We start from the raw sequence: 21,441 nt of genomic DNA, 5'->3' as shown, positions 1-21,441 counted from the left end.
ATTTTCAAGCCTCCCACAGAAGAGCAGTTCTGCGGTAGGCCCCGGGCGCCTCTAGGGGCGCCCGGTTCTTTTCTACTGCAGAACCTCCTGGCCGAGTCGATACAGGAAAGCAGGCGTCCCTGTGTTGTTCACCGTTCTGATTCGTGCGTAGTAGCCAGCGGGCACAAACCCCCTAACGCTTACTGAACCCTTCTGTACGCTCTGTAGTGCGATGGCAAGCGTTACGACCTGGCTGCAGGGCGAGACGTCGACGCTTTGCACCGATGTCGTAAAGCCGGCATCAGCTGCAATGTCTAGGAACACATCCCCATCCTGGCCGCTCCCGATCGACGACGTGACTGTGCATTGCACAGCATATTGAACATTCGCATCCCGGGTGGCGCTCACCTGGAACACGGTATTCAATGCTCGCGTGACCTGAGACTGGCTGCGAACAGTACCGGAAGTGACGCGGCCTTGAGCATCCGTGGTTACGCCTGAATAGCTCCCTGCCGTTCCTGTGTTCGGCATACTTATCGTCCCGCTGGTGGTAATCGTTCCACCGCTTAGGCCTGTACCTGCGACGATGCTAGTTACTGTTCCGGTCCCCGGCGCATAGTTCGGGATGTTCAATACGCCAGTAGTACTGTTATAGGTCGCTGCACCGCCAGTGCCGGAGGTTGAGAGTGAAATGGCCGATCTCGCCCCCGACTGAGTGATGAAAGACGCTGGATTGGTAGCGTTATACGGCGTGAAGCCAAGAGCCCCGGTTACCTGCCCACTTGTAATGTTCGTTAGAAATCCTGAAGGGTTCCCAGCTAAAGGATACGCATCGGTGATACCGTACCCGGCCAATGTAGTCGGCTTATTCAGGATTCTTGCCAGTCCACTCACAGCCGCCCAATCGCTGTTTACCTGCGCCGCCGGAATAGCTGGAGCACCTGACAAGTCAGAATAGGCCCCCGATGTTGCCACCGCGGATAGCGCCGGCTTGTTCAAGATTTGAGCCGGGCCATCAATAGCCAGCCAGTCAGCATTAACAGGATCTGATGGGGTCGCCGGCCTATTGATCAAATCAAGATAGCTGCCACTTGTTGCAACTGCTGCAAAAATCGGCTTGTTAGTTACACCTGGCCAGTCAGCAGTAGTTTCAATCTCACCATACCCGTTCAAATAGATGTTAGGACCAAACCTCCAGATTTTCGGAAGGTTTGTGTAACCTTCATAGCCAAGGATGCCATTCACGCCAACCCCTGGCCCCTCCACAGTCCTTGTTACCGTTGCGCTGTTAGCTATGTTTCTCTGATCTATGTACATCTCGTTTGCATCAGCAAATGCGAGAACAGGAAATAATGCAAAAGCAATTGCAATCTTCATTGCGAGCGCTCCATCGTTATTGCATAGGAGCAGCTATGCATCAATACCAGAATATTGAATCACTAGAAAAGGGGCATAAGCCCCTTTTATCTTAATCCTGCGAAATCTCAGGATCAAATTGGAATAACCCTTCAGGAGCACTTACGTTATCATCAAGGACAAAAATATCGCCTGAATCATTTTTATAAGCTACCTGTCCTATTTCAATCACCTTACCGCTGATGACATCAACCTCTATTCTAGAAATTTTCATTTTTAGCTCTCATAAAGAATATTTACATAGCCACCATCAAACAAATCTGTTCCGTTAGCTGTTGTAAGACGTATTCTGTCAAGCGTCCCAGTAAGAACCTTCAATGAATTTGAGCTGCCAGTTCCTCCAGTATTGGTCTTCATGACGTTACCAGAAAGTATCCAATTAGATGAGCCAAAGTTTATAGCCGTGACAACTCCAATCCTTTGAGTTGCCGCATCATCAGGGTCAGTTGTCAGGTGTAGACCAGTATTGGCAGTGTTTGTAATTGGGAATGCCCCAGATCTTGTAGTCATATAGCCGCCAGAATACCCAGACGTTTCAACTCCAGATGAAGTACCAATCTGCACAACCAAAGGACTTGTACCATTGGTGCTTACATGGTTGATTAGCATTGTTATACGCTTGGTTGAAGCAGGAATTCCGGAGAAATCAACCGATGTCCCTGACGAGGTTTGCACAGGCGACGCCGAAACAATTCTATTGTTGCCGATAATCGCTTGTCCACCCTGACCCTGAATCTGAGTGGGCGGGCTTATCCAGGCGCCTGGAGTTGTTTGGGTAGACTCAACAAACCCCATCACCCGATACGGAACACCCAAAACAGAGGAAGATGCATAGAAAACATTGGCCTGGGATGAGCCTGATGAAATACCCACTACGTCAATTTTCGTAGTCTCATCAAGAGGAATACCATTTGACAGGTTTGTTACTGCAAGCTGAATGGTTCCAGCATTGTAAATTGCAATGACTGCCAGTCTATTAACAACTCCTGGCAGCGTTCCAAGCGTTGCACCGGACGGAACAGTCAAACTAATTGCTGCTGCTACCGTCTGGGTTACTACAGACCCGCTATTCAGGGATGGGGACCTGAAGTCGATAATGCAAGGCTGGAGCGTCAACGTCAGAGCATTACCACTAACAGATGCTCCAATTGTTCGAATTTGAGGCTGAGCACCAGTCGCCTTACGTTGAATTTCCAGCCATCCATTGATGGCGTCATAGATCAAATAAACACGACCAGAGATATCTCCTGCCTGAGGATCAATACCGCCCGGGTATTTTAGGCTCCTAACACCGAGCCCTTGGAAATTCGCCGTCGATGGCCCCGTATTTGGCTTCGTTGTAACAAAACCAAACTGAATACCATCAAGATAAGATGAAGGAGTATTCGTATTGGCTTTTGGGACGAGGATGTATGAATTTGAAGCTGAGCCTGAATCTTCATTATAGTAGAACGTACCACTCGAAACTTGAGCGGAGCTCGCCAGCGGATAACCGCCCGCAGTAATGCCGTCCTGAACAACGAGAGTGCGTTTTTCAGTATCAACCACAACCTCTCGCTGAGCCCCGGTAAATGCCAGAATCTCCGATGTTGTGCCGCCCCTGAGCTGCAGTTGGTCAGCCATTAGCTGATACCTCCAAGATCTGTTGAAGAGTTCCCCTGCGCCAGGTCGACACGCTGGGGCGGTATGTTCTCGAAATTGAATGGGGCGCTACCCACGGCGCCCAGGTTCATTATCGGCTTTTTTGAATTGTAATAGTTAGTCCAACTTATGTTCGCGTTGAATAGGTAAGCGTTTATGAACCGATTTGTCAGACTGATGCTCAGTGGCACCAACTGAGTCCGAATAATCGTCGTGGGGCGAGTACCGCCGATGCTACTTGGCGCGTAATAAACCTGGGCCCGGAAATTATCCAGAACCTTAATCGAATACTCACCACTTACCTGGAGCTGAACTGAAGATCCATTCCAGGTTGGCACGCCACCTGCCCCAGTTCGCACAGGCTGCGGCAACATCACAAATGAACCATCTTCCTGATACGCGCTAACCGGGATCTGGTTGGAAACGATCTCCGGATCTAGATCGGGCCGACCAAAGTAGATATACCCGTTAGCTACAGGTCGCCCTCTTGTAGGGTCGGGATAATAGTCGTACGGTAGGCGTGCTTCGTTTTCGTCTGCCATCGCGGCTCACCATTCTGATTTGATTTGAGGTGACTTCATGATCTATCTACTTGCTTGGCTCGCTTTCGCCTACATCGCCAACCGACTGAGTTAACCAGCCAATTGCGCCGTTAGAGCGGATTGCGGCTTTGCTTGCTGGAGGCAACCGTTTGAACCATTCCTGGTAAACCCTGGTCTTGGTGAGCCTTGCCTCAGCCGCAGCTTGTCTCTTTGGGTTTTCAGTCGATCGGATGTACTCATTAAGTGCTGACTTGAACTGAGGACTGGCCAGAAGATCGTCTGCAGCTTTCATGAGCGGAACTTTATCTTTGCTCAGCCCTCGAGCAATTACCCCAGCAGCTCCTGCGCCTGGTACACCAGCGGCCGTCCCAACCCCCTCTGCAACAGCTACTTGCTTTCCAATCCCCCAAAGCTTGGCCAACGTTCCACCCGGCTGAGCAAATGGCTCTAAAAGTGCATTGATACGGCCAGTAGTAATCCTTTCTTTATTGGCATCACGCATGCCCTTTGCGACCTTTGCAATGTCGTCCAGCGTGTGTCGCGCTTCTGGTGGCATATACCTATAAAGGCGATCTCGCGCAGCAGTGTTTCGGCGCAGTCCTTCATACCAATCAACAAATCCAGGAGCGCTAAGCTGCTTCTCCATACGACTACCAGAGGTAAATGCATCATTCAGCGCTGTCATAACTACCCGCTGCTGCATTTCCTTTGGAACTGATGCCATTACCTTGTCGAACTCTTTGTAGTTGCCGCTGGATAGGCCCTTAATAGCGAGACCTGTTTTTGCAGTGATCGCCCCAGAAAGATCTTTCCCAAGCACGGCCGCCAGATCGTCCTCAATGGCTTTTCGTGTGCCAATCAGTTGCTTGGCTGCACTGAATAGCTCGCCTGCGCCTAGAGAGTTTGCGGCCGCCTGCTGGTCATCAGAAAGCCTCGCGTATAGCTGCTTGAGGGATCCGCTCTCCGCGTCCTTGAATACTCCTCTTCCTCGCAGCCCTTCACCTACTTGCTTGCGAAGTTGGTCAACTCGGGCATATGTGGGGAGGATTCGCTCATAGGATCTGGCTTGCCCATAGGAGGCCAGCGATTCTGCAGAATTAGGATCAACTCCAGCGCGCCTTGTCCCGCCAGAGAGCATTGTGAGAGCACGGCGCTCGATAGGGCTTAGAGCATCAGCACCACCGAGTTCTTTCGCCTTATTGGTCAGGTACCCGATTGTGGAATCGGCTGTGATTTTCGTTGTGGGAGGGATTGCCTTGTTGACCTTGCTGTACAAGTCATCGCTCTGACGCGTTAGGTCGTCAATGGTTGCCAGTCCTTTCGTTCTGAACTCAGACGAAAGTGCAGCCTTGTCGATGTCCCCGCCATATTGCTGGATCAGGTCATCAGCCTTCTGAGCAAGCATTGAGGCTGCTTGCTTTTGCTGGGCGTTCAGCTGAGATCCGGGAATGCTTGCAAGCCCTTGCTCGATCTCGCGATACGCTTGGCTGCGCGAATACTGAGATGGAATAAGCTGGTCACGGATGCCGAGTCGATCTGCCGCCTGCAGGATTGTTTCATCTGGCTGCACTTCGGAAGCCAGGCGTTCCATCGTTGGAATCTGTTTTTTCTTGCTTGCCTGGGTCGCTTCAGCAATGGACTTGGCCACACCTTCTGAGGCTTGCTGACTGGTCGGGCTGGACTGGGCACCTGCTGGTGGCTCAATAGCTTCCCTTGCAATTGCCGGTTCGACCTTTGAGGCGGCTGGCGCTGCTTGAGCCGCAGCAGCAGGCTCAGCAGCTACCGCTGCCGGCGGGACCAAATCATCAGCAGCAACAAACGTCTCTTTACCCTGATACAGAACGCGCTGATACAGCTTTCCTTCAGGCGTCGTATAGGTCTGAGGGAGGATATCAACTGGGTGTTCTTTTCCTGCTGAATTCCATGTCCAGACGCCAGCATCTTGCACAGGAACTGCTGCCTCTGGAATTGCTTTGGCAGCAGCGGCGGGTGCTCCTAATTCTGGTTCAACACGCGCAGCCGCGGCTGTTGCCCTTGCAGGGAGAATCGACCGGGCCATTGCGGGAAGATTCCTTGCCCCCTGGGCAAGAGCGGCACCCTCACCAATCATTGGCCCAAGAGCGGCCAGGGGAGCCAAAGCCTCCCCTACTGCCTGGGTTTGTCTTTGGCCTGATTCAGTACGCGGCGCATAGGTCAAAGCTGCACCTGCTTCCGATGCAGCCTTCTCGATGCGATCTGCGGCCTCCTGGGTTCCAAACTTGCCAGCAGCCATCTCATCAAGAATGCCCTTGATGGTTCCACCGATCATGCCTACAGCACCACCAGTCAGGCCTGTAGCAAGTGCAAGAGCGGTTTCACCACGTCCGATATAATCTTCTGCAGCTTGGTCGGCTACATCCAATGTAGATCGTTGCGGTGTATCCGGACGCATATCAACTTGGCGCCCGTTAGCATCTAAGACAGGAATATCCTCATTGCGTTGCCGCTGAACTTGATCTGGTACCACTTCAGACGGAGGCATCATATCTCCAGGACCAGCAAATGGACTTAGTCCCTTAGCCTCTCTTTCTCGAGCATGCTGGACAGCTTTATCAACAATGGCCCTAGTAGGCTCTCCACCACTAAGTAGGTATTGCTTTTCATCCTCAGTCAGCGTTGGAACAAGAGTGGGTATTTCCTTCTCACCACTTCCATAGTCCACCCCAATAGAAATCTCCGTGGAGAAATCTCCATCTGGGCGTTTCAACTCGCCAAAGTAGCCAGCTCCTTTATCGGTACCATCCTGGCGCTTACCATAGTTAGTCATCGATTGAGCTGGTGGCGTTGCTGGGGCCGATGCTTTCTGGCTATAGAGCTTCTTGGCCTGAGAGATCACTTCCTCCTGGCTGGCACCTGCTGGACCTTCCAGCGTGATGATCTGGCCGTCTGGCGCTTCGACTTTGTAGGTTTGAGTGGCCATTATTCAACGATCCTCCACCCGCCGGCAGCGGGTGGCGGAGCCGCCGCTGGTTGTGGTGATGGCTTCCGTTGTGCGCCTGCTTTGCCCTGCTCTTTCCAGGCCTGGAGCATGCCGCGCTCGCTGCCAGTGTTGGAAATGTAATCTGCCTTGAAGTTGTGGAAGTCGGCGTTGATCTGCGCCAATTTTGCCTGGCCTCGTAGATAGCTGGCCAGCTGTTGCTTGTTGGCGTTGTCAGACGGGATAGGGCCAAGGGCCAGCGCCACGTCGGCATCAGACGCTGAGCCGGGTGGAAGGTTGGCCGAGGCCTGAGCAGCTCGAGCTTGTGCGAACTCTTTGCGCAATTCGGTAACAGAGTCTTGGCTGCCAGTGATTTCTTTGACCTTCTCAGCCCAAGACCCACCAAACACACCACCTCGCAAATTCGATTTTTCGATATCGTTTGCGAGGGAGTTGTATTTGCCGATTTTGTTTTCTGCGTCTACCGCAGAATCGATAGTTTTGGCCAATCGAGTTTGCACGCCTGGCGCAAGTTCACGGCCCTCTTTGCTGACAAAGCCAGAGGCTTGCCCAAAGGCTTTTGCGGCTTCAGGATCTGTTTTGGCGAGCTCCTGGTACTGTTCGAAGTCCTTCTGATGCGCTGTACGCTTATCGCTAGCGCTACCGCCAGCAGTGGCAGCAGCACGGGCATAGGCGCGCTGATTTCGGCCGGCCTCGGCACGATCAAACCGAGCGTCCTCACGATCCATTTTGGCGCGCTCCAGGTCGAGCTTGGCTTTAGCTTTTTCCCTTTCAGCGATAACGGAATATTCCTTTGGCGCGCCAGCAGCCCAATCAAGTTCGATGCCTTGCAAGGTACCGTTCGGATCTTGCAGATACTGTTGGTAAGCCTGAGCGGTATGGGTTGGATCGCGCCCTTGGTCCTGCAACGACTGGATCCGCTTCTGAAAAATTGCCTCTCGCTGATCAGGAGACGCCAGCAGCAAATCGCGGGCGAAGCCGGCCGCTTCCTTCACCTTGCGCTCATCGTTCAACCCCACGACCTGATGCAGGTTCTGAGCGATCTCAGGATATTGAAGCGAAACCTTGGCCATCATGTCAGGATCGCCGCTTTCATAAGCCTGCTGAGCTGCAGCAGAGGCCTCTGCCTGGCGCTGCTTCTGCTCTTCTTCGGCCCGCATCTGCATACGTCCTTGACGGACGTTGGCCAACGTAGCGCTAAGCCCCGAAAGGCCAGAGCTGTAGTCGTTGCCAGGGTCGACGTAAAACGGATTATTGGCCATGGTTTATTCCCAAAGTCCTGTCCAGCTGCCGATATCACGAGCAGCCAAGCCGCCGGTGAGCTCGCTCTTGAGTAATCCACCGAGGGAAGTCAGGGATTTGCGGTTGCCGTGCTGCCACTGATAGCTTTCGTTGCCAAGCGCAGCGCCGACAATGGCGCCGATTGGTCCTCCTACCGATGCACCACCGGCCGCCCCCTGGCCTGCCGCTGCTGCGGAGCCCATAAAGGTGCCTTTGTCTCGACCTTCAACTCCCTGCGGGGTCTGCATGCCTTGTCCGATGCCATAGACATCTTTCGCCATGTTCAGACCGCCAAGGACGGACCCAAACGTACTGCCTGCACCCTGGGCGCCGGCAGATCCTGCAGAACCAGCCGCAGTACCTCCCGACACTGCCGATCCGGAGCCAGAAGCGGCGGTAGAACCTGCTGCTCCAGCCGACCCGGCATAGGTCGAGCTTCCAAGTTCGCCAGCCTGCAATGATTGGCCCAGGCCATAGCCAGTACCGCCAATCTGAGCACTACCAGCAGCAGTTCCACCGTTGATGCTGTTGTACACGGCACCCAACCCTTTTACGGTCTTAGCCAGCTGCATTAGGTTTGGCTGTTGTGCCTGCCCCGTTGCGGTTTGACGACTTTGAAAAGGCTGGTACTGATCCCGCTGCCTTTGCAGGTTCTGCGGAGTGAGCGGCGTATATTCAAAGGCCATGTGGGTCTACTCCAATTGCTGCATAGTCAACGCACTTAAAGCCGTGATGCTCTGTTACGACATACGGGTGCGTCTTCTCCACCTCCTGAGCGAGAACCCCTGATGACTTGCCGAAAAGCCCCAGCGCTGACGCGGCTTTGTTCCATACCCACGAATAGACGTTGTGACCATTGCGCTTGCCGATCAGGGCGATTTCATCTTTCAAGCGTGCATCGGAGAAGGTTTTGTAGGAGTTATATCCTTCTAATGCCAGGGCTCCTGCGCCCATGGCGTTGTTGACGCTGGCCTGCTGAGCCGCCGCACTAGACTGCGCGCCCCCGATGATCCCCTGGGCCATGGTCTGGCCTACGCCGGACATCGTGCTTGCGATGTTGTTTGCGTTAGATGGAAGCTGCGCCATTCCCTGAAGGCCGGATAGCTGATTCGCGTAGGAGGCTAGATATGCATTCTGGTTTGCCTGTGCAAGCGCGTCCTGAACGTTCCCTGAGCGCAGGCCGCCAGTTGTCGAGGCGTTACGCAGCACGGCTTCTTCGCCGACCTTAACCGCGTTTGTGTAGAACGGACTCGACATGGCCCGATCCGAGATCGAGCTTCCATCTGGGATGATGTTTCCGCTTGCGTCAGTGGTGAACCCGTATTCAGCCCCAAGCCCCTTAAGCGCACCTTCTCGATAGGCTTGAGGGAGACGCTCGGTCTCTTTGAGATAGTTCAACGCTTCGCGCTGAGACTGAGCCTGAACCTCTGCAGCCTTCTTACTATCGTTTCCAGTCTTTCCGCCGCTCATTTTCGAAACCTCGCATAAACCTTCAGATGCTCATGGCTTACTACGTGCTCAAAGCCACATTTCTCCATGACCTTGGCGACACTTCGAAGCTCAATACTTCCCATCACCACCTCGCACCACGGCATCAGCCCAAACACCAGGTCTACAAATTCGTTTGTGGCTGCCCTCAATTTTCTGAGGGCCGCATGCTTCGCTGAAAAGTGGCAGAAAATCGCATTCTCCCGGCGAGTCATTGAGACGTAGACATCACCCTCTAACCACTTCCAGATTTGATGATCTGGCTCCCACCAGAGATCGCCGACCTCTTCACATAAGAACGCCTGCCGGAACATCACACAGCTACCCATCCAGCGCGCGCGCCAATCACTGGATTCACATAAAGCTTGCTGCCAGCCCTATCGAAGTACTGGCGAGTGCGGTTTGCTGGAATGTTCAGCGTGTTGGGGTCGCCGTCACCAGTCAGCATGTAATCTGCCCCACGGGAGATGTAGTCGTTCACCATCGGGTCAGGCCATCCCGTGAAACTCATCACGTCGGATGCAGAAAGATCGAGAGAAAGATCGCCGTTAGCCAACTTCTAGATACCCCCGCCCGAATGCCATCTTGGCGCGAGATGCGCCGCGCAGTTTGAATCCGGCCCAGTTCCGCACATACCCCATGCGGTTCACGATGTATCGCTGGTTGTACTCGCCCGGTGCTCCATAGGTCGCCGTTACCTCATGCCCGTACGTCACGCCGTCATAGGTCATGGAAACGAACAGGGTGGCATCCATTGAAGGCGAATGACCTGGGATGATCTCGATGTTCAGGCTGTCTACTGACAAACCTTCCAGATAGAGGAATGGGGTATAGAGAACCCACTCCCCCATCTCTCCGTATTGATCAACAGAGAGTGGGTCGAGGATGCCCAGGCGAAGATCAATCTTGTCGCCAAACACCCACTTGCCTAGACGCGGGTCAAATACCCCATTGATCCCACGCCAGGGCAGCGAGCCGGTACCGCGTTTGAGAATCGACCAGGCGTTATCGATGCCAGACGTATTGGCTACGGTCTCGTTGAACAAGAGGGTTTCATTGGGCAGGTGAATGTAGATGAAGGCCATGCTGTCGACCTCCACCGCTTCCATCGACAGATTCACCAACTCTGGCTCGGTGTACTTGCTCAGGATTCGATCGATAGCACGAGTGGAGATCTGCTTGTTCGACCCGACTCCAAGAACGTGCACACCAAGATCAGACTCCTTGCGGCTACCCACGATGTACCAGGATTCTTTGAGCTCGCACTTTGCATGCGTGGCCACGATGCCAATCTTCAAGGCTCTCCCTTGAATGCGGCTGAATGCAAAATTGGTGGACGCCACGTTCGAAAAAAACTCAGTGGTATAGCGCCCGAAAACAATCACCTTGTCATCGGCAGTCTTGCCTACACCTAGTGTCGGATCCGGGGAAAATTCAGCAGTAGCAAACGCCAGGGGATCGAACGATTCTTCATCGTTGATCTTGGTGTGATAGAGATACTCGCCATCAGTCAAGAAGTAATAGCCATCGACCCAGGTACCATCGATAGGCTTCTTGATTTCCGGATCAAGGATCTGGCGGAACCCTTTCACAGGGTCATAAAGCCAGAACGCACCACCACCGATCACGGCTTGAGTGTTGAATGAATACGGCATCGATACCTGCTCAGTGCCTGGGATGTTCCCAAAACGCAGATTCGATCCATCCTCCTCAACAACCAGAAACTGTGTGTACGAAACACGGAAATGCATCTGCAGGCGTTCATTCCACACGCCGCCGCGGTCAGGACCTGAGCCAGTTCCGTACTCAGTCAGCCCAGAATGCTGCAGCATGTAGCCAGCAGCGCCCATAATCGGCTTGGGCACCGCGTACATGTTCTCTGGAATAGAATCGAGATAGTCCGTCTGGGGGCTTATCTTGTCGCCCTTGATCAGAGTAATTGGCAGTTTCTGGACAGGCATATCAGGTCACCACCCGTCAGACGTTCTGATCCCCTACGCGAACGTAGGGGGTCACTTGGAAGTTGCGGATTCGGATCTCAACGCGACCTTCAGTCGTCTCAATCCTGATTTTCACTTGCTGCCAGATAGATGGAGCAAGGTCGGATGGAGCAGAAAGGCGGTAGTCGACATCTGCAACATTGAGCGCGCTCGAGACCACGATAAGACCGTTGTCACAGGTCACGGCGAAGGTACTGATAGCCTCGTCAGTCCGCAGGTAAGCCTCAAAAGACTCTTTAAAGTCGTTCGTCTCGCCCTGCATGATTTCTAGGGTGTCAGGCTTGTTCGGTGGCAACTCGTTGAACTGCGCGTAGAACCGCTGCCAGCGCTCAAAACGCCTGTTCCCGCTGCCGATAGGTTGACGACTCGGATATTGAACATTCCGAAGCTGGTTGCGTGCACAGATGCCAGATGCCACCGACAGAGACTGTGAGGCCTGATTAAACAGGGTCATCGGCGGCTCTTTGTTGAAGTCGGAAATCAGCCTTACCGCAAGATTGCAGGTGACCATGTTCCAAAATTCCTGGGGAACGCCCAGGTCGCTATTCGGGTCAGGCTGCTGTTCGAAGTTGTAGCCAACCTTGATCCCCCTGGCCGCCAATTCCGACATCATGCTTTCAAGCTCGCCCAAGGCCAGCTCAAGATCAGATGGATTTGGATTGACCGTGAGCCCAGAGATGCGCAGCTTTGAGTAAGCTGCAGCTATCCGGTCAGCCTTGAGCGGAGTCATCAGGACACCAACGCTTTGCGCAGAGTGTTGATGCGCTTGGTTTCCCAGCCATCAATACCCGCTTCTTTTGCAGCTTCACGGACCTCTTGATCAGTGAGCTCAATACGCACCGGCTCTTCAGCAGAAGCAGCCGATGCAGTTTTATAACCCGGGGGATTTACCATCCATCCAGAGGCAAGAAGCCCTTCAAGGTGTACAACCTCGCAGATGGTCATCTCGCACTCGATGCCATTCTCAACATGGCCAACACCTTCTCGATATAGAACGCACGCCATACGCTGGCTCTCCAAGCTCGGGGCCCCATGGGCCCCGGCCATTGAAGGTGATTAGAAGGTCACAGCGCCGCCGCAACGGGACGGGTCTTTGATGGTCACACCCCACCAGGTGAACAGGCGGTAGCGGAACTGCATGTTGATCATGTTGGCGTCGTAGATCATGTACATCTTCAGGCCGTTCTTCATGGTCTGATTGATGACCTTCAGGCCATCGAACGACTTGAACAGATCAGCTGGGATACTGCCGCCCAGGACTTCAACGGCATCTTTGTCGTAGAAGAGGTTGAGCTTTTTGGAAGCGTCGATGTTGACCCGGTTGACGGTGGCCGTGTTGAGGATGCGGGTGTTGACGTTGGCATACGCCTTTTCCAGCGTACTCAACGCCGGGTCGTCCAGGGCGATCGGTTTCGGGAACACTGTGATCGACGTGCCGGTCGGCTTGCCGACAATGGTAAAGGTCATGGCTACGCCGGTGTCCGACTTATCTGCCAGGCCTACCGCTTTGACAGTAACGGCGCCGTTGGAAAAGGTGATCTTGTCGCCGATGTTGTAGCCTGCCGATGCGGTGACAGGAATTGTCGCGGTGCGATAGTCGACGTTGGTGACGGTATTCAGCACCGGGTCAACCAGACCAGCAGTAGGCGCGAACGATTGGTTTGCAGTCACGGTGGTGGCCGGGTCAGCGCCGCCAGCGATGTTCGGCAGGAACGAAGCGGTGTAGATGTCGAACTCGGCGACGTTCTGACCGATCTGGCCGGTAGCCCAGGTGCTTTCTGGTCGACCCTGCAGGGTCTGACGGGCAGCCAAATCCTTGCCGAACTTCAGGTTGTCGCGGTCGTTGAGCAGGAAGCAGCGCTCCGTCTTCGCGCCTTGGCGCTCGTTCATCAGCGCTTGAGCTTCAGCGATGAAGTCATAGCCGCTGGCTTGGTTAGAACGGTAGAACATCGCGCCTTGGGTGCCTACGGCACTGGCAATGGCCTTGTTCAGGTTGGTTGCCTGTTGACGGCCGGCTTCTTGCCCGGCTTTCTGCCAGAAACGCATGTCGCGCATGTCGTCAGCGCGCTGGCTCACCAGGTCGTTCTTCGGAACGGTGAGGGTTGCCGGGTAGGTTTCTTCGATAATCCCGGTTTCAAGGCCAGTCAGATCCCAGCCATCGATCACTGGTCGGTGCTGTTGGACAGGGCGCCAGATGATGTTGCCAGAGTTCTGCATGGTCGAGCCGTCAGGCTCATAGAACGTGGTTGTTGGAAGAAGCATGTCTTGAGGCTCGTAGGTATCGAGCGCCTCTTCGAACATGACCTCAGCAATCTTGCCTGCGGTTAAAGCTGCCATCGTCGTAATTCCTTACCAAGAGTTCACATTGATTTTTGCGGCCCTAGCTTCGCGACGGACGTTGAACGCTGCTTGCACATCACCGCGCTTTTGCGCCTCCAGGTACTTACGGTGTAAGGCTTTCCCTGGCTCAGCGGTGTTCGCATCGCCCAATACGCTCGCGGCTGGAGCCGGCGCATTGCTTGTCTTGCGTGGAGGGGATGTCAGCTCGGCGGATAGGCGCCCGAGGTAAATCGAGGCCTGAATGCCGCTTGGGTCTTGAGCAAGCTTTGAGGTCAGTTCGTTTAGGCGCTTTGGGTTGACCCCAAGGTTGTAAAGCACCTTCTCGGAACCTTCGCCCAGGCTGGCAATGAGCGCGTTCGTGATGTGCTCGCCGCTTTCGCCGCCAAACACGCCCTGAACCGCCTCACGTACTCGCCGATCTGCAGACTGGTACAGCTCGGTACTGATCCCGCTTGCTGCTGCCAGGGCTGCTGCCCGCTCGTAGTGCTGATCCACGCTGGAACTGATCTTTTGCTGCGCTTCGAGCTGCTTGCGCTGCTGTTCGTACTGCTGATTATGCGCGTGCTGCCGAGCAAGGCCTTCTTTGACTTTCCAGTCGGCCAGGGCGTCGATGTAAGCCTCGTCCGGGTCGTCCTTGTCGTAGAAATCCTCGCGCTTTGGGCGCGACGGCAACTGCTGCGGTACGGACTCGCTGCGCTGCTTTTCAAGCTGTGCGCGCAACTCTTCCAGTTCTGATTTGTGCTGCTTTTCCAACTTGGCCCGGAGCTTTGCTTTCGCCGCCCCGATATCGCTGTCAGTGAATTTCTTGCCTGCACCTTGCGACTCCTGGTCGTCGCTTTTCATCCATGCTTCGGGCTCTGCCTGCTGGCCTTCTTCACCATCGCCGCCTTCCGCAAGGTCGCCGGTGGTTGTCGTGCCTGCTGCTGCCACTTCTTCAACACCAGTCGCTCCGGTTTGCGGAACCTCAGCTGCTGCCTCTGCTGCGGCATTTTCTGCCCGTAAATCTTCCAGGGTTTGGTCCATTTTTTACTCGCTTGGTAACGATGGCCTGGTGCTTTCCTCGCCAGTAAGGTTGCGTTTAACCTGTTACGCCTCAGTAATCGATAGATTAACTCTATTGTTAATAGAGTCAATAGAGTCAATAGATTTTTACTATTTAAGAGGAACAAAAAAGCCCAGCCGGTTTAGGGCTGGGCTCATAAGCTGGTTACCGTATCCAGCGCTGCCATTACGCTGCAGCGGTCACACGCCTCGCCCTTTAGGGACTATTGCCTCGGCTGAACCGTCGCCCGATATGGGCTAACCATCCTCTGCACGTTCTCCATCATCTGCCCTGCTGTGCGGGCCTGCTTGAACTGGATGTCTGCACCGGCTATCTGGGCGTCGACCTGAACCGCGGCCCGATCGGTCTGAGCCCGGAAAGCATCAATCTGCGTCTTAGCGGCATTGTTCTGGGCGCTGGCTTGGTCTTTCATTGCCTCGCGCTGTGCGTTCATTTGCGCGGCCTTAGCCTTCTCCATCTCTGCCTGGGCCAGGACCATGTTCGCATCCGGTGGTGGCTGCTGGCTCTGCGCCTCCTGCAACATGGCCTCTTCTTCCTCAGTTTCAGGCTCGAAAATGCCTGCCAGGATCAGCTGCTTGCGGGCATATTTTCGGACAGGCTCCATATCTACGCCGTTGATCAACGTGAGAGTCTGAAGCGTCAGCATCTTCGCCATCATCGGGTCAATTTGGGCAAGGCTTGTGGCCATCTGGCTCAACTGATCGATGGTCTGTTCTTTCTTGCTCGAATAGCTCGGCCCGATGTCGGCGTAAACGTCGTACTCGGTGTTTGTCAAGTCATTGAGCGCGACAAGCTGCCCCGTCTCGCGGTCGAGTACAGCCTCCATGATCTTGACCTTCTTGGTCGTGCCATCCGGTGAAGTCAGCGTGACCTCGCGCGGAGCATCGTAGACCTCGACAGCCATGGATGCGTAGACCTCAGCGTCCCGGCGCTTAGCGTGCTTCAGGTTTTGCTGATAGACGATCGATTGCTGATCCAGGCGGTTGGTCAGCGCGTTGACTGCTTTCCCCGAAAGGTCAGGGTCTGCGATGTCCTGGGGCAGTCCAGGGTTGGCAACGTCCTCAACAGCCTGCCTAGAAATCTCAATACTGGCCATCAATGCCTGTGGAGCCACTGGCGATGGCATAACCCCAACTGGCCCTAATGGAAGCTGACCACCTTGTGCGTCCAGGCGATTCATAAGGCCATATGGATACATGTTTTCAGCGCCAGAGCGCTGATACATGAACTCAAACCCTTCTATCTGCTCTGGGTAGAACAACGGGAATGGCTGTGGACTTCTACTCACGAAGTCTGCCAAGTACGAAAGCTGGAAATTACGCAGGCGCTGAGGGTCTTTAGCCAGGCGGGTGATCCCTTCATAATGCTCTTCGCCCTCAATGAACGCTCGCTCGCCATAAGTTGGAATGACCGGAATATTCTCGCCGGCAATAACTTCCCCTTCCCGCTCGCCATTCTTCCCCATCTTGCCGTTCAGGATCTGTTCGCCGGATGCGATGTACTTGCGCACCTCCCAGCGTTCGATACCGCGTTCGCTCTCAATGACATAGCCGTCGTCGATCAGCTCGTCCATCAAGTCAACGAGATCTGATTCCCGATACATAACGGTCTGACCCAGCGGATCAGTGAGCGTGATCACCTTGTCCTTGATCCTGCGGCGATGGTAGAAGCACACGACGTAGATGATTTCGTTGCCACTGCCCATCCAGGGGAAGGTGTAGGACTGCTCAGGGGACGCGAACGAAGAAGGCGTTTCGTCTTCGTCCTCGCATTCCTTATCCTCGCGCTTTTTCTTTGACGGCTTACCAGATTCGCGGCATAGCTCTTCAACCAGCTCATCGTAGCCGCCCGGGGAGTATGCATTGAGGATCGACACATACTTGGCGTCCGACTTGTCTAAGCGCTTGGCATTCGGATCCCAGAAGCAGTTGTTGTTTGCCTCGTAGATCGGGCGCCGCTCGATGATCTGGCGGTTGTCGCCGGCGCGGTTGGTTGCGTAGCGCGTGTACAGTTCCCAGGCACCAACCCCACAGACAACAGCCTCGCCAGTAGCGTTGTCGTAGGCCTCGAGAGAAGTGTTGGCCCGATCGTCAGTCAGGTACAGCCCATCAAGAATATCTGCACCATCGTCCCGCGATTCGCTCTTGGGCACGAAGTTGACTTGCACAGGGTTGGCACGAAGGTCAGCCATGATCTGGCGCCCCGCCTTCCGAAGCACGTCGAATTGGCCGCGGTACTGCAGCGAAGACTCACCCAGCGTCGAGTCGTCCCACTGAGTGATATGGTAGAACATCATGTCATCAGCAGCACGCAGCCGGGTAGTCTGCCCGTGGCAGTAAGCCTTGTCGTGAAGCTCTTTCAGCTTTGTGAGTGTCAGCATTATCTTCTGCCCATCGGACGAATCGGTTTCGGAATGACAGCCTTTGGCCTACTGACCGCAACGTGCCGCATCAGGATCATTACGGAGTCGGCCAAGTTGGGGCTGGCCATCTTGAATTTCGACTTCATCTCTTCTTTGGTGTAGAGCTCGAAGAGGCCATTGCCGTTTGGCTTGATAGGCATTCTACATAGCTCAGCGCGAAGTCGATGCAAAATATCTATTGATGAGTCAAAGCTGATAAGGCGCGCCGGATCGTGGTACTCGCCAAGTACGACGGCGCGATAGGTCCTGTAAGCCCTGTCACGCAGTTCGAAGTAGTACTGAGCGCGCTTGTTGCGGAACACATCGCGGTTGGTCTTCTGCTGAGCCACGGGCGATGCCATGGCCGGTGCATAAACAGCATCAGGGAAGTCTGGCGATTCAGAACCACGGAACACAGAAAGAACCGTGGGCTTACCCTCGAAGTCCTTACTGAACTGCTCAGTCAGCGCGATGCCCATGCCGTCGCCATCCCATGAGAATGAATCAACCTGGGACTTGATAGCCTCGCCGGCCGCCCAATGGCCACCCTCGTTCACGTTGCCGTCCAGCTTCTCCTGCAGGTCGACCAGTACAGAGCCATGGCGCACGGCAAAGCCCTTGCTGTCCGGGCCCAGGTCAGACGGATCATGTGAGCCGATGCGCGCCCCAGTCGGCGTGAAACCAAGCTTTTTGTGGGCATCAACGCAGGCATCAAACCACTCAGCCTTGATCAGGGCATGCTCGACCGAGTCATTGAAGGCGCCAAGCCAGATGTGGTCGTAGAGTGCGCGGTCGAGGTTCTCATAGTCCCACTGGCGTTCCTCTTCCAGGCCGCTCAGGTGGTACCAGGGGTTGTCCTCGTAGTTCATCACCACGATCAGGTGCAGGTCATCCTCATAGCGGCCATCACGGTCAAGATGATCTTTGAACGGCGTGATGAACCGCTTGCTGAATGGATCTTCACTGCTCCCAGGGTTAGCAATGAAGATCATCGACACTCCGGACGATGGGTCATCAACCACCTCTTCAAGCTGCGTCGGCTTGCCCTTCATAGGCTTCTTCCGAGCAGTCGGGGTTAGCGCCTTGAGCGAGTCGGTGCTGATGAACTGCGCTTCCTCGATCTGAAAGCGCTTAAAGCCGTGGGCTGACTTGATGCTGTCGACGTTCCGCGCCAGGCCGGCGAACTGAAATGCATCTTCACCCGAACGCTTGATCCCGTTGTCCTGGACCTCAAAGCCCGTGAACTCGAGACGGCTGATCTCTTCCTTCAGCAGCGAGTGAATAGAGTTTCGGATGCTGGACTGATACTCGCGGAGGCAGTACGTCTTTGCGTTGTTGTCCTTCGCATCGATCAGGCAGATATCAGCAACCCCTACTGACTTACCCGAGCCGCGACCTCCGATGACGATGATGAAGCGCTTATCTGAGCGCAATACAGCCTCAAGCTTGGCTGGCAGATAGACTTGTGGTTCCTCTGTAGTTATCTGCCATTTACCGCTGCGACGAACGATAGAATGCGTATGGCCATCAATCGGATGAACGATACCCACGACTGTTCCAGCCTGCTGACGGCGCTTTCTCTCCTCGAGCAGCAGCAAAAGTTCTTGCTTGCTCTCACGAGAGTTCGGCAATACGGCGCTCAAGGTCTTCATCCGATAAGTGAGTAACGCTTACGCCACCAGACAATTCAGTTTCGCGCTTGTCTCGCCACTCTTGAGGTTTTCTGTTTTTCAGCCAGAAGATGGCCGCAGTGGTGTCTGGCGGGTAATGCTTGATCATGGGCGTCATCACGACGGCACCATCGACGACGCGCACATCAGTCTCTTCATGCGAGTAACCCATTGCTCGGTTATAGAGCGCGGTCTCGACGCGACGATCAGCAATGTCCTTGCCACCCTTTAAGGCTTCCGAAAACTCAGGATGCTTGACCTTCCAAAGCGAGAAGGTAGAGATCGTCACTTCGAAGAAGTCAGCCATCTCAGAATCAGTTGCTCCGAGCGCGCACAGTTTCTCTGCCTGCTGGACATACTCGGGCTTGTACTTCGTAGGGCGGCCGCCTGCCATTACGCAACCATCCTTGGCGCCTTGTGCGCCCTGTAGTAGTCAAAAGCGATTCTGGCAGCACAGATGATCAATGCAGCGTCGATCATGAGCTGCGCGATGTAGTCATGGCTCTGAAGCATGTCGTGCAGTAGTAGCGTCTCCAGCGCGAGGCAAGCAGACCAGGCGCAGGAGATCGCAAGCACTGCCTTCAGCCAGCGGACCTTCACGAACGACAGAGCAATCATGTCCACAAGCATGAAGGACAGGTACCAGGTAGACGCCAGCTCACCGTCAACTTCTACTGCCCAGGCCGGGATCAGTGCGTTGACGGTGAAGAAGCCGATGACGTGCACCAGGAGAGAGATCATTACTTCTTGCCCTTTGGCTTGGGCTTCGGCTTGTTCGCGGCTTCATTTGCCACATACAGGCCTTTGCTGCCTGGGTTGTTCTTGTTCACCTTGATCTGTTTGCGCATTACGCCCTCCATTGGGCTTCGAGGTTTCGTTTGAGGGTGGTGGTAGATGGAGTGTTAACGCCTGACACGACCCTGTAGGCCGAGACGGCGCCGTAGATCGACTGGCGCGTAAGCCATGGGACATTGAGCGCTTCCATGGCCTGAAGCAGGATGCCGTCGCAGGCTTTGCGAGAAACGCTGAAGGGCGCGCCGAGCTTTGTGATGCTCAAGTATTCGCACACGATGTCGTGTACTACTGCGGCTTGTCCGTATACGCCCCATGGTGGAATCACATTCCAGAACAACCGCGGGACGCTTGCGCCATCAGTCAGGTAGCCGGCGGGGACACTCACCCAATCGCCGCTGTGTTCGTTGTCCAGATAGAAGCGGAAACCATTGGTGACGCGCCAGTGATCAGCGCCCAAGGCAATGCTCGCCTCCCGATCGTAGCGAACAGACATCTCTGCGGAGAACTGAGTGAAGCTGCTCACTTCAGAGCCCTCTTTACGCCCTCACTTACCACCGAGTCGGCGTATGTGTAGTTAGCGCATTCATGGCGAATGATGGCCTTGACCATTCCGAGTAGTACGGATGGGTCTTTCATGCTGACCTGGGCGCCAGGTTTTGTTCTGGTGTATGACTCAACAGCACGAACATAAGCATCCGTGTCGTTCTCATTGCTTGGAGCCCAGCGGCTGATGATGGCCTTGATGGTGTCCAGGCCATACTTGCTTTGATAGGTCTGCAGAAGCTTGCCCAGGGCGCGAATTCCGTTCTCTGGAGTATCGAATCGAGCGAATCGCGGCTTTGCTACATCAAGCTCTAGACCTAATTGACCTACCCACTTGTTCGCAGGGCTAAAGTCGATGTTGCCCGGGTTGTTGTTCCGCACGCCGCGGGGAATGTTAGCCATGGCGAATCTCCAGGATCTTTGCCAGGTTTCCCCGGGCAGCCATGACTAGGATCAAGAAGGCGAGATAAATGCCAACATCGAAAAAGGGGGCAGCCCATAGGATGCCCAGAGATAGACTGATGGCCTGGGCGCCGACAAGAAACATCACCAGCACAGCTACCGCAGTCATGCCCAAGCGATAACGCGAGTTCTTAGGCCACTCGAACGTGAACAGCCGCCAGAAGATAGCGGCGCACGCTGCGGCCTTGATGAAGGGAAGCGACTCGATCACTTGTCTGAACCCTCCGGGGATAGCCCAAGTTTTTTCAAAACCCAGGCTTTCCCCTCTTTGTCGAATACAGCCAGCAATAGCTTGAACAGGGCAACGCAGAAGAATGCAGCTACGAAAGATGGAATCGGAGGAGTTTTGAAATGCATGAACTCCCGACTTACTAGCTCAACACCTGCGTAGTATCCAAAGATCCATGCCCCTAACAGGCAGAAGATCCTAGTCATGGGCGCCGTGTCCTTCGCAATGAACGCGAACATCAAAGCCCCGCCAAACGCAGCAATAACCGCCCCCTGGTCAAGACCGGCGACCAGAGACATCCCGCTCAGGCCGCCCAAGGCGACAATAGGTCCTGCTGTGTTAACTGGCTCTGCCATCGCCTAGGCCCCGGTGATATCAAATTACGATTATTAGAATCTATCGTAGAGTTGAAATCAATTATTTAACGCTATTTATCACCATTAACTGATGGTTTGCTAGCAGTTTTGTTAGCAAATGCAGTGCGAGGACTTTTATTGGTCATTCGGTAAAGGTGAGTTGAGCTTCATAATTACTTAGTCCTCTTCTGGCGATTGGATCCGAGCAGTGATTTCTGGCCCTTGTCTAGATGCCAGTCGAAGCGTTCTTTGCAGCCG

At 54.5% G+C, this 21,441-nt stretch carries 23 protein-coding genes; all 23 read right to left on the bottom strand.

Features of this window, described 5'->3' with window-relative positions; translation table 11 throughout:
* Positions 1 to 72: 72 nt before the first annotated feature.
* Complete coding sequence (locus tag H7A76_RS30355; protein ID WP_185701927.1) at positions 73 to 1,356, bottom strand: hypothetical protein; 1,284 nt, start codon at positions 1,354 to 1,356, stop codon at positions 73 to 75.
* A 91-nt stretch (positions 1,357 to 1,447) separates the two neighbouring features.
* Positions 1,448 to 1,609, bottom strand: a complete 162-nt coding sequence (locus H7A76_RS30350) for a hypothetical protein (RefSeq protein ID WP_185701926.1) — start codon at positions 1,607 to 1,609, stop codon at positions 1,448 to 1,450.
* A gap of 2 nt (positions 1,610 to 1,611) precedes the next feature.
* Positions 1,612 to 3,018, bottom strand: coding sequence for a hypothetical protein (locus H7A76_RS30345; RefSeq protein ID WP_185701925.1), 1,407 nt, complete (start codon positions 3,016 to 3,018; stop codon positions 1,612 to 1,614).
* On the bottom strand, positions 3,018 to 3,578 hold the full coding sequence (locus tag H7A76_RS30340) for a phage tailspike protein (RefSeq protein ID WP_185701924.1): 561 nt from the start codon (positions 3,576 to 3,578) through the stop codon (positions 3,018 to 3,020). The genes H7A76_RS30345 and H7A76_RS30340 overlap by 1 nt, the downstream gene beginning before the upstream one ends.
* Positions 3,579 to 3,624: 46 nt before the next feature.
* Positions 3,625 to 6,537, bottom strand: coding sequence for a hypothetical protein (locus H7A76_RS30335; RefSeq protein ID WP_185701923.1), 2,913 nt, complete (start codon positions 6,535 to 6,537; stop codon positions 3,625 to 3,627).
* Positions 6,537 to 7,817, bottom strand: a complete 1,281-nt coding sequence (locus tag H7A76_RS30330) for a hypothetical protein (RefSeq protein WP_185701922.1) — start codon at positions 7,815 to 7,817, stop codon at positions 6,537 to 6,539. Before H7A76_RS30330 ends, H7A76_RS30335 begins: the two co-directional genes overlap by 1 nt.
* A 3-nt stretch (positions 7,818 to 7,820) precedes the next feature.
* Positions 7,821 to 8,522, bottom strand: coding sequence for a hypothetical protein (locus H7A76_RS30325; RefSeq protein WP_185701921.1), 702 nt, complete (start codon positions 8,520 to 8,522; stop codon positions 7,821 to 7,823).
* Positions 8,512 to 9,306: a tail fiber domain-containing protein gene (locus H7A76_RS30320; protein WP_185701920.1), complete on the bottom strand. Its 795-nt coding sequence runs from the start codon at positions 9,304 to 9,306 to the stop codon at positions 8,512 to 8,514. The genes H7A76_RS30325 and H7A76_RS30320 overlap by 11 nt, the downstream gene beginning before the upstream one ends.
* Positions 9,303 to 9,641 carry a hypothetical protein gene (locus tag H7A76_RS30315; RefSeq protein ID WP_185701919.1) on the bottom strand — a complete coding sequence of 113 codons (339 nt, stop codon included), beginning with the start codon at positions 9,639 to 9,641 and terminating at the stop codon, positions 9,303 to 9,305. The genes H7A76_RS30320 and H7A76_RS30315 overlap by 4 nt, the downstream gene beginning before the upstream one ends.
* Positions 9,638 to 9,880 (bottom strand): hypothetical protein, encoded by a 243-nt coding sequence (locus H7A76_RS30310; RefSeq protein ID WP_185701918.1) that lies wholly within the window; start codon positions 9,878 to 9,880, stop codon positions 9,638 to 9,640. The genes H7A76_RS30315 and H7A76_RS30310 overlap by 4 nt, the downstream gene beginning before the upstream one ends.
* Positions 9,873 to 11,285, bottom strand: a complete 1,413-nt coding sequence (locus tag H7A76_RS30305; protein ID WP_185701917.1) for a packaged DNA stabilization protein — start codon at positions 11,283 to 11,285, stop codon at positions 9,873 to 9,875. The genes H7A76_RS30310 and H7A76_RS30305 overlap by 8 nt, the downstream gene beginning before the upstream one ends.
* Before the next feature lie 16 nt (positions 11,286 to 11,301).
* Complete coding sequence (locus tag H7A76_RS30300; protein WP_185701916.1) at positions 11,302 to 12,054, bottom strand: packaged DNA stabilization gp4 family protein; 753 nt, start codon at positions 12,052 to 12,054, stop codon at positions 11,302 to 11,304.
* A complete protein-coding gene (locus H7A76_RS30295; RefSeq protein WP_185701915.1) occupies positions 12,054 to 12,269 on the bottom strand; it encodes a hypothetical protein in 216 nt (71 codons plus the stop codon). The genes H7A76_RS30300 and H7A76_RS30295 overlap by 1 nt, the downstream gene beginning before the upstream one ends.
* Before the next feature lie 111 nt (positions 12,270 to 12,380).
* Positions 12,381 to 13,661, bottom strand: coding sequence for a P22 phage major capsid protein family protein (locus tag H7A76_RS30290; RefSeq protein ID WP_185701914.1), 1,281 nt, complete (start codon positions 13,659 to 13,661; stop codon positions 12,381 to 12,383).
* Between the two features lie 12 nt (positions 13,662 to 13,673).
* Positions 13,674 to 14,687, bottom strand: coding sequence for a hypothetical protein (locus tag H7A76_RS30285; protein ID WP_185701913.1), 1,014 nt, complete (start codon positions 14,685 to 14,687; stop codon positions 13,674 to 13,676).
* A 242-nt stretch (positions 14,688 to 14,929) separates the two neighbouring features.
* Positions 14,930 to 17,107: a portal protein gene (locus tag H7A76_RS30280; RefSeq protein ID WP_185701912.1), complete on the bottom strand. Its 2,178-nt coding sequence runs from the start codon at positions 17,105 to 17,107 to the stop codon at positions 14,930 to 14,932.
* Positions 17,107 to 18,771, bottom strand: a complete 1,665-nt coding sequence (locus H7A76_RS30275) for a PBSX family phage terminase large subunit (protein WP_185701911.1) — start codon at positions 18,769 to 18,771, stop codon at positions 17,107 to 17,109. The genes H7A76_RS30280 and H7A76_RS30275 overlap by 1 nt, the downstream gene beginning before the upstream one ends.
* A complete protein-coding gene (locus H7A76_RS30270) occupies positions 18,743 to 19,192 on the bottom strand; it encodes a terminase (protein ID WP_185701910.1) in 450 nt (149 codons plus the stop codon). Before H7A76_RS30270 ends, H7A76_RS30275 begins: the two co-directional genes overlap by 29 nt.
* Complete coding sequence (locus H7A76_RS30265) at positions 19,192 to 19,539, bottom strand: hypothetical protein (RefSeq protein WP_185701909.1); 348 nt, start codon at positions 19,537 to 19,539, stop codon at positions 19,192 to 19,194. Before H7A76_RS30265 ends, H7A76_RS30270 begins: the two co-directional genes overlap by 1 nt.
* 106 nt (positions 19,540 to 19,645) lie before the next feature.
* Positions 19,646 to 20,116 (bottom strand): DUF1353 domain-containing protein, encoded by a 471-nt coding sequence (locus H7A76_RS30260; RefSeq protein WP_185701908.1) that lies wholly within the window; start codon positions 20,114 to 20,116, stop codon positions 19,646 to 19,648.
* Positions 20,113 to 20,538, bottom strand: coding sequence for a structural protein (locus H7A76_RS30255; RefSeq protein WP_185701907.1), 426 nt, complete (start codon positions 20,536 to 20,538; stop codon positions 20,113 to 20,115). The genes H7A76_RS30260 and H7A76_RS30255 overlap by 4 nt, the downstream gene beginning before the upstream one ends.
* Positions 20,531 to 20,809: a phage holin family protein gene (locus tag H7A76_RS30250; RefSeq protein WP_185701906.1), complete on the bottom strand. Its 279-nt coding sequence runs from the start codon at positions 20,807 to 20,809 to the stop codon at positions 20,531 to 20,533. The genes H7A76_RS30255 and H7A76_RS30250 overlap by 8 nt, the downstream gene beginning before the upstream one ends.
* Entirely contained in the window at positions 20,806 to 21,183 is a 378-nt protein-coding gene (locus H7A76_RS30245) for a phage holin family protein (RefSeq protein WP_260498119.1), read from the bottom strand. The genes H7A76_RS30250 and H7A76_RS30245 overlap by 4 nt, the downstream gene beginning before the upstream one ends.
* Positions 21,184 to 21,441 lie beyond the last annotated feature (258 nt).

The organism is Pseudomonas sp. MSSRFD41 (assembly GCF_014230245.1).
Taxonomy (GTDB): Bacteria; Pseudomonadota; Gammaproteobacteria; order Pseudomonadales; family Pseudomonadaceae; genus Aquipseudomonas; species Aquipseudomonas piscis.
The sequence above is the reverse complement of the archived record's forward strand: the minus strand, read 5'-3'. Positions and strand labels throughout refer to the sequence as shown.